The 13,109-nt window shown below is 72.1% G+C and carries 17 protein-coding genes; 11 read left to right on the forward strand and 6 right to left on the reverse strand.

The window, feature by feature from the left end:
* Nucleotides 1-3 precede the first annotated feature (3 nt).
* The gene (locus ACQPY0_RS04040) at nucleotides 4-318 is read right to left on the reverse strand and encodes a hypothetical protein (protein ID WP_432984822.1); all 315 of its coding nucleotides are present in this window, start codon (nucleotides 316-318) and stop codon (nucleotides 4-6) included.
* A 331-nt stretch (nucleotides 319-649) separates the two neighbouring features.
* Here ACQPY0_RS04040 and folP point away from each other — a divergent pair, with 331 nt between their 5' ends.
* From folP to ACQPY0_RS04075, 7 genes are all read left to right on the forward strand, one after another.
* On the forward strand, nucleotides 650-1,477 hold the full coding sequence (gene folP, locus ACQPY0_RS04045; protein ID WP_432994977.1) for a dihydropteroate synthase: 828 nt from the start codon (nucleotides 650-652) through the stop codon (nucleotides 1,475-1,477).
* Nucleotides 1,474-1,842: a dihydroneopterin aldolase gene (gene folB, locus ACQPY0_RS04050; protein ID WP_432984825.1), complete on the forward strand. Its 369-nt coding sequence runs from the start codon at nucleotides 1,474-1,476 to the stop codon at nucleotides 1,840-1,842. Before folP ends, folB begins: the two co-directional genes overlap by 4 nt.
* Entirely contained in the window at nucleotides 1,839-2,360 is a 522-nt protein-coding gene (folK, locus tag ACQPY0_RS04055; protein WP_432984828.1) for a 2-amino-4-hydroxy-6-hydroxymethyldihydropteridine diphosphokinase, read from the forward strand. Before folB ends, folK begins: the two co-directional genes overlap by 4 nt.
* 17 nt (nucleotides 2,361-2,377) lie before the next feature.
* Complete coding sequence (locus ACQPY0_RS04060) at nucleotides 2,378-2,956, forward strand: DUF3180 domain-containing protein (protein WP_432984831.1); 579 nt, start codon at nucleotides 2,378-2,380, stop codon at nucleotides 2,954-2,956.
* A gap of 123 nt (nucleotides 2,957-3,079) precedes the next feature.
* Nucleotides 3,080-4,459 (forward strand): ABC transporter permease, encoded by a 1,380-nt coding sequence (locus tag ACQPY0_RS04065; RefSeq protein ID WP_432984834.1) that lies wholly within the window; start codon nucleotides 3,080-3,082, stop codon nucleotides 4,457-4,459.
* Between the two features lie 10 nt (nucleotides 4,460-4,469).
* Nucleotides 4,470-4,775, forward strand: a complete 306-nt coding sequence (locus ACQPY0_RS04070) for a hypothetical protein (RefSeq protein WP_432984837.1) — start codon at nucleotides 4,470-4,472, stop codon at nucleotides 4,773-4,775.
* A gap of 159 nt (nucleotides 4,776-4,934) precedes the next feature.
* On the forward strand, nucleotides 4,935-5,066 hold the full coding sequence (locus ACQPY0_RS04075) for a hypothetical protein (RefSeq protein WP_432984839.1): 132 nt from the start codon (nucleotides 4,935-4,937) through the stop codon (nucleotides 5,064-5,066).
* 38 nt (nucleotides 5,067-5,104) lie between these two features.
* Here ACQPY0_RS04075 and ACQPY0_RS04080 read toward each other — a convergent pair whose 3' ends face one another.
* Complete coding sequence (locus ACQPY0_RS04080) at nucleotides 5,105-6,100, reverse strand: ABC transporter ATP-binding protein (RefSeq protein ID WP_432984842.1); 996 nt, start codon at nucleotides 6,098-6,100, stop codon at nucleotides 5,105-5,107.
* A gap of 2 nt (nucleotides 6,101-6,102) precedes the next feature.
* Between ACQPY0_RS04080 and ACQPY0_RS04085 the strand changes: the two genes are divergently transcribed.
* The 4 genes from ACQPY0_RS04085 to ACQPY0_RS04100 all read left to right on the forward strand — a co-directional run bounded on the left by ACQPY0_RS04085 (nucleotide 6,103) and on the right by ACQPY0_RS04100 (nucleotide 10,435).
* Complete coding sequence (locus tag ACQPY0_RS04085; RefSeq protein WP_432984845.1) at nucleotides 6,103-6,786, forward strand: ABC transporter permease; 684 nt, start codon at nucleotides 6,103-6,105, stop codon at nucleotides 6,784-6,786.
* Nucleotides 6,783-7,469, forward strand: a complete 687-nt coding sequence (locus ACQPY0_RS04090) for an ABC transporter permease (RefSeq protein ID WP_432984848.1) — start codon at nucleotides 6,783-6,785, stop codon at nucleotides 7,467-7,469. Before ACQPY0_RS04085 ends, ACQPY0_RS04090 begins: the two co-directional genes overlap by 4 nt.
* A 94-nt stretch (nucleotides 7,470-7,563) precedes the next feature.
* Nucleotides 7,564-8,658 (forward strand): glycine betaine ABC transporter substrate-binding protein, encoded by a 1,095-nt coding sequence (locus tag ACQPY0_RS04095; RefSeq protein ID WP_432984866.1) that lies wholly within the window; start codon nucleotides 7,564-7,566, stop codon nucleotides 8,656-8,658.
* Between the two features lie 136 nt (nucleotides 8,659-8,794).
* Nucleotides 8,795-10,435, forward strand: a complete 1,641-nt coding sequence (locus ACQPY0_RS04100) for a hypothetical protein (protein ID WP_432984887.1) — start codon at nucleotides 8,795-8,797, stop codon at nucleotides 10,433-10,435.
* A 23-nt stretch (nucleotides 10,436-10,458) separates the two neighbouring features.
* Here the strand turns inward: ACQPY0_RS04100 and ACQPY0_RS04105 are convergent, their stop codons facing one another.
* Genes ACQPY0_RS04105 through ACQPY0_RS04120 form a run of 4 tightly spaced genes read right to left on the reverse strand, consistent with a single transcriptional unit; the run spans nucleotide 10,459 to nucleotide 13,100 of the window.
* Nucleotides 10,459-11,595, reverse strand: a complete 1,137-nt coding sequence (locus ACQPY0_RS04105) for an NADH-quinone oxidoreductase subunit D (protein ID WP_432984890.1) — start codon at nucleotides 11,593-11,595, stop codon at nucleotides 10,459-10,461.
* Nucleotides 11,596-11,618: 23 nt separating this feature from the next.
* On the reverse strand, nucleotides 11,619-11,918 hold the full coding sequence (locus ACQPY0_RS04110; RefSeq protein ID WP_432984893.1) for a type II toxin-antitoxin system PemK/MazF family toxin: 300 nt from the start codon (nucleotides 11,916-11,918) through the stop codon (nucleotides 11,619-11,621).
* Nucleotides 11,896-12,153, reverse strand: a complete 258-nt coding sequence (locus tag ACQPY0_RS04115; protein ID WP_432984896.1) for a DUF6364 family protein — start codon at nucleotides 12,151-12,153, stop codon at nucleotides 11,896-11,898. The genes ACQPY0_RS04110 and ACQPY0_RS04115 overlap by 23 nt, the downstream gene beginning before the upstream one ends.
* Before the next feature lie 32 nt (nucleotides 12,154-12,185).
* A complete protein-coding gene (locus ACQPY0_RS04120) occupies nucleotides 12,186-13,100 on the reverse strand; it encodes an SAM-dependent methyltransferase (protein ID WP_432994979.1) in 915 nt (304 codons plus the stop codon).
* Nucleotides 13,101-13,109: the final 9 nt, after the last annotated feature.

Consider the following 13,109-nt stretch of genomic DNA (forward strand, 5'->3'; position numbering starts at 1 on the left):
GGCCTACTTGAAGATGAGGTTGACCAACGAGTCGCCGAAGAAGAACAGCGACGCGGCCCCGGCAACGAAGGCGAGGCCGATGATGGCGATCGCCGAGCTCGTCAGGACGCGCGACACCTCGCCCTTGCTGGCCCGGCCGATGAAGATCACCCCGAGTGCCGCGAGCAGGATCGGCACGATCTTGGTGGTGAAGAACGTGAGGATGCCGTCGGTGTTGATCGTCTTCGGCTCGGGTGTTGGCGTCGGCGCGAGGGCGATCGCATCCACGGCGCGTGTGGCGGAGCCCCACATCGCCTGGCCGATCTCCATCAACATCATCAGACCTCCCCGGAGGCGCGACGGGCGAGGTGCACGCCGCGCGTTAAGCCTCGCCGAAAAGACGACCCGGTGGTACAACCCCGGCTGCTGTGTCGCCCTCCAGCGGAACCTTATCCGGGTGTTTGCCCTGCTAAATGCCCATTGTCGGGTTTAACGGTCCGAATAACGTTCACTTGCAGAGAGTACGTTGCGGCCCTCTTTCCAACAAGCTGACCGGTCCGTGGTCAGTGTGCACAGTGTGCCTCGTGAGGCGTCGGCTCACGCCCTCCGGCGCGGTTGTCGCAGGTCGCCACCGAGTGGCTCCGTTGAGTTGAGTACCTTCATTCAAGTGATGGTCTTGCGACGTCCCTCGCCCGTGGTGATGGGTGTGCTCAACGTGACGCCGGACAGCTTCTCCGACGGCGGTCGCTACGCGGACCTGGACGCGGCCGTGGCGCACGCGCTGCAGATGCGCGCGGAGGGCGCCGACGTCATCGACGTGGGCGGGGAGAGCACCCGGCCGGGCGCCGAGCGGGTCGACGCGCCGACCGAGCTGGCCCGCGTGGTGCCGGTGATCCGCACGCTCGCGGCCCACGGGGTGGCGATGAGCATCGACACCACCCGCGCCGCCGTGGCCGCCGCCGCCCTGGAGGCCGGCGCCGAGCTGGTCAACGACGTCTCCGGGGGCCTCGCCGACCCGGACATGGCCCGGCTGGTCGCCGACGCCGGCTGCCCCTGGGTGCTCATGCACTGGCGCGGGCACTCCCGGCGGATGGCCGACCTCGCGGTGTACGACGACGTGGTCAAGGAGGTCGCGGCCGAGCTGCTGGAGCGCGTGGACGCCGCGGTCGCCGCCGGTGTCGCGCCCGACCGGCTGATTCTCGACCCTGGCCTGGGCTTCGCCAAGCGGCCTGAGCACACCTGGAAGCTCGCGGCCCACCTGCCCGAGCTGGTCGCGCTCGGCCATCCGGTCCTGGTCGGCTCGAGCCGCAAGTCGCACCTGGGCCGCCTGCTGGCCGACGACGAGGGCCGCGACCGGCCGGCGACGCAGCGGGAGGCCGCGACCGTCGCGACCACGGTCCTGTCGGTCGCCGCCGGTGCCTGGGGCGTGCGCGTTCACGAGGTTCGTGGCAACGTGGACGCGATCAAGGTGTGGCAGGCGACCAGGGCGGCGATGTGAGCAGCACGGACCGTATTACTCTGCGCGGTCTCACGGTCCGGGGATTCCACGGCGTGTTCGACTTCGAGCGCCGCGAGGGCCAGGACTTCGTGATCGACGCCGACCTCGAGCTCGACCTGCGCGAGGCCGCCGCCTCCGACGACGTCACCGACACCGTCCACTACGGCGAGCTGGCCGAGCGTCTGGCCGCCGTGGTCGCCGGCGAGCCGGTGAACCTGATCGAGACCCTCGCCGAGCGTCTGGCCGCCGTGTGCCTCGGCGACGCCCGGGTCCGTGCGACCACGGTGACCGTGCACAAGCCGGGCGCCCCCATCCCGCTGCAGTTCACCGACGTCAGCGTGACGATCCGGCGGGAGCAGCGGTGACCACGGCCGTGCTCGCGCTGGGCAGCAACCTCGGGGACCGGGAGGCGCACCTCAAGGGGGCGGTCGCGGGGCTGGGGGAGCGGGTGGCGGTGGTCTCCGGGGTGTACGAGACGCCGCCCTGGGGCGACCCCGACCAGCCGCATTACCTCAACGCCGTGCTGCTCGCCGTCGATCCGGGCGCCGCGCCGCAGGACTGGCTCGCGACCGCGCACCGGCTCGAGGACGCGGCGGGTCGCGTGCGTGATCCTGCTCGCCGTTTCGGCCCGCGTACCCTGGACGTTGACGTGATTGCCGTGTGGAACGACGACGGATCGCCGGTCACCTCCGGCGATCCCGACCTGACCCTGCCGCATCCGCGCGCCCATCTACGGGCATTCGTGCTCCGGCCGTGGATCGACATTCAGCCGTATGCGCAGCTGCCCGGGCACGGGTGGGTCAACGACCTGCTCCGCGCGGACGAGGTCGCCGATGACCTTGCCGACCTGCGTCCAAGAGCCGACGTCCACCTCGATACGTGATCTGGAGCGGAAAGCCGATGGCCACGCCGTCACCCGAAGACCGCAACGTCAACGGAGCCAAACGGCCCGACGGGCCCAAGAACCGGATGGAGCCGACGAGCCCGGCCACGCTGGTGGTCGCGGCGCTCGCTACCACCGCGCTGGCGTGGATCGCCATCAGCAACTTCTGGAACAGCCTGCCCACCCTGCCCTGGCTGCCGCCGCTGACGATGATCGGTCTGGCGATCTTCGAGGGGATCGAGGCGTATTCGACCCGCAACCGCATCCTGCGCAAGGAGGGCGCCGGCCCGCTCCAGCCGCTGGTGATCGCCCGTTACGCGGTGCTCGGCAAGGCCTCGGCCCTGGTCGCGGCGCTGTTCGGCGGGATGTACGTCGGCCTGTCCTCCTGGCTGCTCACCCAGCGTGGGGTGCTGGCCAAGGTCTCGGAGAACCTGCCACAGGCCCTGCTCGGGGTGGCCGGCTCCATCGTGCTCATCGCCGCCGCGCTCTGGCTGGAGCGCTCCTGCCGGGTGCCGCCCAACGGCCGCGACAAGGACCTGCCCCGGCAGAACCGCCCGGACGGGGCCGACCGCGCGCCGGACGACCAGGTCGCCTGAACCGCCCCGGCGGGCGGAGCCCGGCCGATCGGCGCAGGATCCTGCCTGAGGCAAGGTCTGTCGCTGGTCACCTTCCGCGGTTACTGTGCGACCGTACCCGTCGGTTGGCAGGAGGCGCGCGCCATGGCGTACGACGACTCGCGGTTCCGCGGTGAGCCCGGGTTCCGGGAGGAGCCCGACTTCCGGTCCGGGGGCGTCCCCGAGGACGCACCGACGCTGGGCGTCTCCGGCTCCTCGGTCTACACGCCCGGCAGCTATCCGGTCTCGCCCGCCTACGGCCCGCCTTCCGAGGCCGCCCCGAGCCGCTACCGCACGCCCACCCCGCAACAGCTCGGCGACGTCTTCGACGACCCCGAGCACGGCGAGCCCGGCCGCGACCGCTTCGCCGTGCACGCGCTGTGGGAGCTGGTCCTGCTGCTGGCCGCGGCCGCACTGCTCTACCTCCTGCGCGACGCGAGCCCCGCCGCGCTGCGCGGCACCGAGCTGCGGTCGCTGCTGCTCGCCGGGGCCGAGCTGGGCCTGGCCGCCGCGGCGGTCGGCCTGACCCTGCGCGCCGGGGCGACCAACCTCGCCGTCGGCCCGATCGCCTTCGCGGCGGCCCTGTTCTTCGCCAAGAATTCCGATCGCGGCCTGCTGATGACCGCCGGCATCACCGCGCTGATCGCCCTCGGCGTCGGCGTCGTGATCGCGGTGCTGGTCGTCGCGTTCCACGTGCCCGGCTGGGCGGCGAGCCTGGCCGGAGCGCTGGGGCTGGTCGCCTGGATCGGCGAGCAGCCCGGGGAGAAGATCGTCGCCGGGGCGTACGACCCCCATGGCCACGCCATGTGGTGGGCGATCGGCGTGGCCGTCGTCCTGGCCGTCGGCGGGGGCCTCGGCCTGATCCAGCCGCTGCGGCGCTCGCTCGGCCGGTTCCGGCCCGTGCGCGACCCCGCCGACCGGCGCGGCGGCGCGGCGGCCACGCTCACCGGCCTGGCCATCGCCGGGTCCGCGCTGCTCGCGACGGTCGCCGGGGTGCTGCTCGCGCTCGACCAGCGCGGGGTGACCACCGCCGACGGCGCGGCCTCGTTCAACGGGCTCACGATCACCGGCCTCGCGCTCGGTGCGGCCCTGGTCGGCGGCACCTCGGCGTTCGGCCGACGCGGCGGTGTCCTCGGCACGCTGCTCGCGGTCGCGGTGATCACGCTGCTGCTGCGCTACACGGCGGCGGAGGGCTGGAAGCTCCCGCCGTTCGCGCTGGCCGCCGGGGCGATCGCCATCGGCCTGGTGGTGACCCGGCTGGTCGAGACGTTCGGGCGGCCGCGCGCCACGCCGGAGGGCAGCGACGAGGACGTCTGGACGCCGCCGTCGATCACCTCGCCGCAGCCGGAGCGGGAGCCCGAGGACAACTGGTCTGCCCCGCCGAGCCGCACGGGGAGCTGGTCGTCCGGCAACAGCGGCTTCGACGGCGCCGGCGGCGGCTCCGATCGGGGCTGGGGAGTCGAGGAGCGCTGGGGCACCCGATAATCTTGTGAGCATGACCGACGTCACGCTGGAACAGCTCGATGCCCTGACCACCGAGGACCTGAGGGACCGGGCGTTCACGCTGGCCCGGCAGCGGCGCGACATCAAGTTCTTCTGGGACCTGTTCACGCACGTGACGCTCAGCGACGACGACACCCAGGACGGCTGGATCGGCTCCCTCGACGCGACCATCGACGACGCGGTCGCGCTGTGGCGCGAGGCCACCAGCCACGACTACGGCGAGAACGAGCCGCTGGTGCGGGCCGCGTTCATCGACTACGTCATGCAGCACGGCAACATTACGCAACCTGGCAAATAGGGCACATCTACGGATGTAACGGTATCAGTTGGTTGTGCGGCCGAAGGCCTTGTCCCGGCGGCGAGCGGGGCATCGTCCTGGAGACGCTCGCCCGGCCGGCCGGGGACTCCGACGCCGCTGTCGGCGACGCCGGCCGGCTGCGCGCCGACGAGCAGCGTGATGAACCGCGCCGATGGCCTTGAGGTCCACGCCGAGCAATCTTCACCGGGTGGGCCGCCTAACGCCTCGATCGGCCAGGCGACCGCCAACGCCGCCGGGGGAGCGGGCTACGGCCTGATCATCGGCTGGTGACGATGGCCGGCGCGAAGCATGACTGGTACGAAACCTTCTCAGCGCCCCTCGGAAACCGCCGCTGACGCCAAGGCGACCTGGACGTCGGCGGCGGTCAGCGCGCCGACCGGCGAATCGCCGTCGCGGACCACCACGGCGCCCTTCCCGGCCGCGAGCATCGCCCCGAACGCCTCCCGCAGCGTCGCGCTCGCCGCGACCACCGGTGCGCCGTCGCCGGCCTCGGCGACCGGCCGCAGCCCGTCGGCCGGAATCCGCGTCACGGACAGCCGCATGATTCCGCGGTCCTCGCCGACGAACCGCTCCACGAACTCGTTGCCGGGCCGGGCCAGCAGCTCCGCCGGGGTCGCGTACTGCTGCAGCTGTGCGTGATCCGACAGCACCGCGATGCGGTCGCCGAGCTTGATCGCCTCCTGCAGGTCGTGCGTGACCAGGATCGTGGTCTTGCGCACCGCCTGCCGCAGCCGCAGGAACTCGTCCTGCAGCCGCCCCCGGTTGATCGGGTCGACGGCCGAGAACGGCTCGTCCATGAGCAGCACCCGCGGGTCCGCGGCCAGGGCCCGGGCGAAGCCGACGCGCTGGCGCTGCCCACCGGACAGCTCGTGCGGATACCGCTTCGCATATTGCGCCGGCGCCAGCCCCACGAGGTCGAGCAGCTCGTCGGTGCGCTCGGCGATCCGGCGCTTGTCCCAGCCGAGCATCCGCGGCACCGTGCCGACGTTGGTGTGCACGTTCTGGTGGGGGAACAGGCCCACGTTCTGGATGACGTATCCGATCGTGCGCCGCAGCCGCGTGGGGTCCGCGGTGGTCACGTCGGAGCCGTCGATGAGAATGCGGCCGGCGGTGGGCTCGATGAGCCGGTTCACCATGCGCAGGACGGTCGACTTGCCGCAGCCGGACGGGCCGATGAGCACCGTGACCTCGCCGCTGCCGACCTCGAGGCTGAGCTCCTCGACCGCGACCGTGCCGTCCGGATACACCTTGCGCAGCCGATCGAGCGCGATCGGCGCGGCGTCGTGCTTCGCGGTAACGTCCACGCATGTCCTTCCTGGCTCGCGGTGAGGCGGGCAACCCCTGGTTCTCCTGGTCGTACGTCCGGGACAACTACGACACGATCCGGGATGCGCTCCTCGACCACGTGGTCATCACGGTGTGGTCGGTGGCGATCGCGGTGGTCATCGCGATCCCGCTGGCGGTGCTGGCGTACTGGGTCCGCCCGCTCGCCACGCCGATTCTGACATCAGCCGGCGTGCTTTACACGATCCCGTCGCTCGCGCTGCTGGCCTTCCTGGCCCCGTTCATGGGCACCGGGCGCTCCCCGGTGATCGTGGCATTGACGTCGTACGCGCTGATCGTGCTGATCCGCAACGCCCTCACCGGCCTGCTGCAGGTCCCCGACGACGTGCGCGAGGCCGCCACCGCGATGGGTTACGGCCGCTTCGCCCGGCTCTGGCGGGTCGAGCTGCCGCTCGCGCTGCCCGGCATCCTCACCGGCCTGCGCCTGGCGACGGTCTCGACAGTGGCGTTGGTCACTGTCGGCGCGATCGTCGGCTCCCAGGGCGGCCTCGGCGGGCTGATCCTGGCCGGCTTCCGCAACAACTACTACAAGGCCGAGATCGCCACGGCGGCCGTCGCCTGCGTCGCGCTGGCGCTGGTGCTCGACGTGATACTGATCCTGGTCAGCCGGGTGCTGACCCCGTGGGCGCGGAGGCGGGCGGCGTGAGCATCATCAATGACGCGCTGGTCTGGTTCAACGACCCGCTGAACTGGACCAACCCCGGCGGGATCCTGGAACGGCTGGGCGAGCACATCGAGATCTCGGTCGCCGCGGTGCTGCTGGGCTGCGTGGTCGCCTGGCCGCTCGGCATCACGCTCGGCCGCCGCGGCGCCGCGGCCGGGGTCATCGTGCTGCTGTCCAACCTGACCCAGGCCATCCCCGTGATCGCGCTGCTGACGATCCTCACGCTCACGCCGCTCGGGCTCGGCAAGCCCGCGGTCGTCATCGCGCTCGCGGTGTTCGCGCTGCCGGCGCTGCTGGCCAACGCCTACACCGGCATGCGGGAGATCGACCCCGAGGTCCGCGACGCCGCGCGGGGCGTCGGCATGACCTCGGCGCAGCGGCTCTTCCGCGTCGAGCTGCCGTTGGCCGTACCCTTCCTCGCCACCGGCCTGCGCATCGCCACCACCACCGTGGTCGCCACCGCGACCCTGGCCACGGCGGTCAACGGCGGCGGCCTCGGCATGATCATCTCGGCCGGCTTCGGCCTCGGCCCCGGCCACGGCGGGCAGATCCTGGCCGGCGCGGTCCTCGTCGCCGGGCTCGCGCTGATCATCGACGGCGTGATGGCGCTCATAGAGCGTAAGCTCACACCGAAGGTGCTGCGGCAGGCCGCGGGCCGCTCATGAGCGTGAACCACCACCCGCGATGAGGGAACCGTGACCGGTCGTTACGAAAACGTGCCTGGGTGCGGTTGCCGAATTTCCATCTCCGGGGTTGCCTATGGAGAGCGGGCGGGCTTCTTTGACAGCCGATAAGCGCCGTCCGTCGGACACGCGGCCGGTCACAGTGATCGCGCCGGGACACGGAAGGCGGGCCATTTTGCGTACAGCCATGCGCGCCATGTTCGGGGTGCTAGCCCTAAGTCTCGCCGGTGCGGGCCTCGCTGCCTGCGGTGAGTCGGGTTCCTCGGGCACCCAGGCGCCGGCGAGCGTCAGCGGGGCGGGATGTGCCCCGGTCGCGGGGGAGAAGCTTGTCGTGCTCGACGACGACAAGAAGCTGCAGCAGGCGGACAACGTCATTGCGGCCATCAACACGAAGGTCGCCGACCCGGTCCTCGTCGCGGCGCTGGACAAGGTCTCCGGCGCGCTGACCCCCGAGAAGCTGATCGCGCTCAACAAGGCGGTCGACGTCGACCGCAAGACCTCCAAGGTCGCGGCGGAGGACTTCGCCAAGGCCGAGAACCTCACCACCGGCATCGAGAAGGGCAAGGGCGGGGCCATCAAGATCGGCGCCGCGAACTTCTCGGAGAGCGCCACCCTGGGCGCGCTCTACGAGATCGTCCTCGACGCGGCCGGATACGACGCCTCGGTGCAGACGATCGGGCAGCGGGAGGTGTACTACGGCCAGCTGACCAAGGGCGACATCCAGATCGTCCCGGAGTACGCCGCGACGCTGACCGAGTTCATCAACCAGTCGGTCAACGGCAAGAGCGCCACGCCACTCGCCTCGGGTGACGTGGACAAGACCGTTGCCGCGCTCAAGGAGATCGGCGGCAAGCAGGGGCTCACCTTCGGCAAGGCGTCGAAGGCCACCGACGGCAACGCGTTCGCGGTGACGTCGGAGTTCGCGTCGAAGTACGGGTTGAAGACGCTCAGCGACTTCGCCGCCAAGTGCTCGGGTCAGGCCTCCGTCCTCGGTGGCCCGCCGGAGTGCCCGCAGCGGCCGTTCTGCCAGCCCGGCCTGGAGAACACGTACAAGATCCAGTTCGGCAAGGTGCTCAGCCTGGACGCCGGCGGCCCGCAGAGCAAGGACGCCCTGAAGAAGGGCAACGCCTCGCTCGCGCTGGTCTTCTCGTCCGACGGATCGCTGGGTTAGCCGAAATCTCAGCCCCCTCGTATCGCCCGCCGCGGGCGGTACGAGGGGACATTTCGTTTGTGCTGTGGAGCGGGTAAGTTCTCTGCACATGCCGGCCGCGGAGACCACCGGACCCCCCGGGTCGAAGCGGAGCACGATGGTGCTCCAGCTGCTCTTCTGGGGCGGGATCGGGCTGGCCCCGCTCGCCGCCCTGCTCTTCCTCGTGGGCAGCGGCTTCGTCCTGCAGTTCGCCGCCGTTGTCGGCCTGCTCGCCGTCGTGTGCATCGGCCTGTCGATCGCGCTGCGGCGCGAGGGCGAGACGGTCAAGGGCGAGGTCGAGGAGATGGTGTACGAGGAGATCGACACCCTTCGCGAGAACGTCCGCGGTGACATCACCCACGCCGCCCGCCAGACCCACGGCCAGCTCATGGAGCGCATCGGGGTCCTGCACGAGACCGTCGACGCGCTGCGCAACCAGGTCGAGATGCTGCGCGGGCAGGTCGAGCGGGCCGCCGCCCAGCCGCCGCCGCAGCCCCACCCGACCGGCTCGGCGTCGGTGCCCCAGGGCGTCCTGCGGCACACCGAGACCGTGCAGGTCACCACGAAGACGATGGTCGTCGACCCGGCCGAGTCCCGCTCCGGCACCGTCTACGGAGCCGTGCCCGCGCGCCCCGACATTCCCCAGCAGCGCCGCCCCGACCGCTCCGAGCGCGGCCCGGCCCGCCCCGAGCCCCACGAGGCGCACCGCAGCGGGGAGCACGGGCGCCGCGCGGAGCGGCCCGAGCGGGGCGAATGGTCAGAACGTCCTGACCGCTCCGACCGTCCTGACCGCTCCGACCGTCCTGAGCGCTCCGAACGTTCTGAGCGCTCCGAGCGGGTGGAGCGGCCCCAGCCGCGCGACGAGCGGACCCGGGAGCGGCCCCGCGAGGACTCGTGGACCCAGCAGTTGCTGCACGAGCGGATGGCACGGGCCGAGAGCGGGGACTGGCCGCAGCACCAGCCGCGCGCCGAGCGGGCGGACGTCGAGCGCCGCGGCGGCGGCCGGCGCCGGGCCGAGCCCGACGACGAGGACGAGGTCACCGGGCTGCGCACCACCGACCGCTGGGCCTCGGTGCACAGCGACGAGCGCGGTGGCCGGGAGCTGCGCATGGGCGAGCGGCGCTCCGCCGTCCACGCCGACGAGACGGGCACCCACGTGCGCATCGAGGATCGCTGGGCGACGGTGCGGCACGAGGAGTACTACCCCGAGGAGCCCCCCTCGGGCGGCCACCGCGCCCTGGACGGCGACCACAGCGGCGAGCGGCGCGGCGGCGGCCGGCGCCGGGCCGATCCCGACGACCGCGACGACGACGCGTTCGACCCGCGCATCGAGCGCCGCTACGAGTCCGGCACCGAGAGCCCGCGCCGCTCCGAGGCCCGTCGCGAGCGCGAGCGCAGCTGGGCCTCCGGCGAGCAGGCGCGCGTCGAGGTGGGCCGGCGCGAGGAGGCGCATTGGTCGGAGCGCAGTCATGAGGAGGGTCGCCGCGACGAGACCGGCGCGACCCGCTGGTCGCAGGTGCGCCACGACCGCACCGACCGGGCCCTGGGCGGTGCCCAGGCGGCCCTGCCCGCCTCGCCGGCCGAGCCGGCCTCGCGCTGGACCTCGGGCCAGGGACGCGACGAGGAGCGGGTGCCGCGGCGCGCGCGGGCGGACGACGACGAGGAGTACGGCTGGAACGGCGGCCGCGACGAGCACCGCGGCGGCCGGGCGGCCCGGCAGATCGTCGACTTCGAGGGCGACGACGACCGCTGGCGGTAGCCGGCCGCTTTGTCGATGCCGCCCTACTTGTCGATGTCACCCACGACGAAGAACATCGAGCCCAGGATCGCGATCAGGTCGGGCACGAGCGTGCCGGGCAGGAGCGTCGAGAGCGCCTGGACGTTCGCGTACGAGGCGGTGCGCAGCTTGAGCCGCCAGGGAGTCTTCTCGCCGCGGGAGACGAGGTAGTACCCGTTGACGCCGAGCGGGTTCTCGGTCCACGCGTAGGTGTGGCCCTCCGGCGCCTTGACCACCTTCGGCAGGCGCACGTTCACCGGCCCGCTGAGCCGGTCGACCCGGTCCAGGCACTGCTGGGCGAGGTCGAGGGAGACGTACACCTGGTCCAGCAGCACCTCGAAGCGCGCGTGGCAGTCACCCGTTGTCCGGGTCACCACCGGCACCGAGAGCTCACCGTAGGCGAGGTACGGCTCGTCGCGGCGCAGGTCCAGGTCGAGCCCGGAGGCCCGCGCGACCGGCCCCGACGCCCCGAACGCGGCGGCGTCGGCGGCGCTGAGCACCCCGACCCCGACCGTGCGGGCCAGGAAGATCTCGTTGCGCCGGATCAGGCCGTCCAGGTCGGGCAGGCGCCGGCGGACCTGGTCGATCGCGGCCCGGGCCCGCCCGGTCCACCCGGCCGGGACCTCCTCCTTGAGCCCGCCGACGCGGTTGTACATGTAGTGCATCCGCCCGCCCGAAGCCTCCTCGAGCACGGCCTGGATCGTCTCGCGCTCCCGGAAGGCGTAGAACACGGGCGTGATGGCGCCGATCTCCAGCGGATACGAGCCGAGGAACATCAGGTGGTTGAGCACCCGGTTGAGTTCGGCCAGCGCGGTGCGCAGCCACACCGCCCGCTCGGGCACCTCGATGCCCATGAGCCGTTCGACCGCGAGCACGACCCCGAGCTCGTTGCAGAACGCCGACAGCCAGTCGTGGCGGTTGGCGAGCATGATGATCTGGCGGTAGTCGCGCACCTCGAAGAGCTTCTCGGCGCCGCGGTGCATGTAGCCGATGATCGGCTCGGCGCTGAGCACCCGCTCGCCGTCGAGCACCAGCCGCAGGCGCAGCACGCCGTGCGTCGAGGGGTGCTGGGGGCCGATGTTGAGCACCATGTCGGCGGTGTCGAGCCCCGTGCCCGTCCCGACCGTCACCTCGGACGTCATGCCGTCAAGCCTAGAGGGCCGGGCTAAAGATCCTGAAGGATGCGCAGCGCGCGCGAGACGTTGTGCATGGTGCTGGTGTCCGCGACCGCGACCCGCTCCACGAACCAGCGCTTCAGTGGCGAGGAGAGCCGGTCGGGCATGACCACGAACTCGTCGAGCTCCACCGCGAGCGGCGAGTCCCGCAGCTCCTCGGCGTCGGTCACCTCGGCCACGATGACGACGGGGACGTCGGTGCTGTTGAACACGTCCGAGCTGATGATCAGGCCGAGCCGCTCACGGGCACCCTTGATGAGCCACACTTCACCGCGACGCACGGCGTCCACGGTATAGCTCGGCGTTGACGAGCGCGATCTCCTCCTCGTCGGCGAGTGCGGACGCGTCGAGATCGATCTTGGCGCGGCGGACCGCCTCGGCGTGGGCCGAGAAGATCTCCCGCAGGGCGCGCTCCTGCGCGGCGCGGTCGATCCACGCACTGAGCGACACCCCGTCGCGCTCGGCCCAGTGCCGGGCGTCGGTGATGGTCTGGTCGGAGAACGAGAGTGTCACCTTGGTCGTCATGCCTCGAAGTGTACCGCCGGTATGACCATCGGTCATACCCAATGCAGTATCCACTGGTGGCCACCGAGCCCGTGCGGGTCGGTGAGCTCGGCGGCGGCCGAGGCGCGGGCCAGGGCGCGCATGTATCCGGCGGGGTCGGTGCCCGCCAGCGCGAGCGGCGGGCGGGCGCCGTCGACGCCGAGCAGGCGCAGGGCCTCGCGCTGCGCCAGCACCAGCGTGCCGGGGGAGAGCAGCGGATCGAAGGCGACCGAGATCGTCAGATCGCGCCCGCCGTCGGGGATCGGCTCGACCTGCCGGCCGTCGCGGTAGCCGGTCAGGGTGCCGAAGAGCGGGCGGTCGCCGGCGAAGTGGCCGTAGTCGACGGCGACGGCGACGCCGCGCTCGACGGTGGCCACGGCGGCGGCCCAGGCCTCGTCGCGCGGCGCGCCGATCTCGGCCCGGGCGCCCGGCGGGGCGCCGTCCAGCGGCCACCAGCGGTCCAGCCAGGCCCGGTCCGCCGGGTCGAGGGGGTCGTCGGCGGGGGTCAGATCGCACTTGAGGTACCGAATCCGGAAAGCGGAGTCGAGCTCCACTATGTCCGCGGGCACGTTGTCGAGCCACTCGGTGGCGATCAGCATTCCGACGGTGCCGTCGGGCGGATTCGAGGTCCACCCGATCGTGGACGGTAATTCACCCGGGCGGGGTGCCTTCTCGACCCCGGTCGCGCGCACCCGGCGACGCACGTCGTCCGGCAGCGCGGCCAGGACGCCGGTCAGCAGCTCGCCCCGGCCGGCTCCGACGTCGACGAGGTCGAGGCGGTCCGGGCGGTCCAGGGCCTCGTCGAGCCGGCCCAGCAGCGTCGCGACGGCGCCGGCGAACAGCGGCGAGGCGTGCACGCTGGTGCGGAAGTGATCGGCGGGGCGCTCCCGCGTGAAGAAGCCGTCGGGCCCGTAGAGGGCCGCCTCCATGGCCTGGCG

The organism is Dactylosporangium sp. CA-233914, assembly GCF_050942935.1.
GTDB lineage: Bacteria > Actinomycetota > Actinomycetes > Mycobacteriales > Micromonosporaceae > Dactylosporangium.